Consider the following 1,085-nt stretch of genomic DNA (forward strand, 5'->3'; position numbering starts at 1 on the left):
GGGGGTATTTGGCCCATGAAGCAGCCCATGTCCGGTTTACGGACTTTGGTGTTGAGCGCCGCAGAGGTCTTCATGCTGAGTTGTCCAACGTTTTGGAGGACTGCCGCATAGAACGGGCCATGATGGAACTCTTCCCCGGTACGTCGCAGACCCTGAATGAGGTTGCTCGCTATATGGCTCAAGCTGGTCATTACGAGCACGTCACAGACAAAGAGGCCCCTGCCTCCATTCTGACAGGGTTTTGTTTGTACTGGTTGCAAACCAAGGCTGTAGGGCAATCCGTCCTTCAACCCTATCTCGATTCGGCTACCCCCGTATTCGAGCGCGTGTTCCCTCAGGGTGTTGTTGTTCGGCTGAACGCTTTACTGCGTAAGGCTGTGAACACTAAGTCAACCGCAGAGGTGACATCCTTGGCCGACCAAATCATCAAGATGATCGAGGAGGAAAAGGAGAAAGAAGAGCAAAAGCCCCAGAATGGTCAGGATGGTAACAACCAGCAGAATGCTGGTGGCAACCAACCTCAGAACAGTCAGGGCGGAAGTGGTAACGATCAAAACCAAGGGCCTGATGCCAATGGTGGTGATCAGCAAGGTAAAGACCAGAAGCAAGACGATGCTAACGGGAAATCTGATCCGAAAGGACAGGGCGACCAAGGCAAGTCGGATACTGATGGTGGCAGCAAGGCAGGACAAAGCCAGGCTGGTGGCAATTCTGACGCGGCGAAACAAGACGCGGCCAAAATGCTCCAGCAGGTTCTGAATGCCGGTGCCGGTGATTTGCGTGGTGACGCGCATGATGCACTTAAAGCCGAGCTCAACCGGGTGGCTCAAGATAAGGGGGACAGTAGCTATATGACTGTTCGCTCTGCTGTGAACACCCAGGACAACCCTGCTGTTGGCAAAAGCCTGGTAGGGGATGTGAAGAGCACCACTTCAAAGATAAGAACGCAGCTCTACGGATTGGTCCAGGCCAGCCAGCGAGTTGCTCACCGTAACCAACGATCAGGGAAGCGTGTGGATGCTCGGAAACTACATCGTGTAGTGACGGGTGATACCCGCGTATTCCTCAAGCCGGAAGCCAAGAAA

1 pseudogene is annotated in these 1,085 nt (G+C 53.8%); it reads left to right on the forward strand.

Annotation, left to right across the window (positions count from 1 at the left end):
* Window positions 1-8: 8 nt before the first annotated feature.
* Window positions 9-1,085 (forward strand): annotated as a pseudogene (locus BHE89_RS18305) (VWA domain-containing protein); the annotation flags it as partial.

This window comes from Shigella sp. FC1967 (assembly GCF_001743005.1).
In the GTDB taxonomy this organism is placed as follows: domain Bacteria; phylum Pseudomonadota; class Gammaproteobacteria; order Enterobacterales; family Enterobacteriaceae; genus Proteus.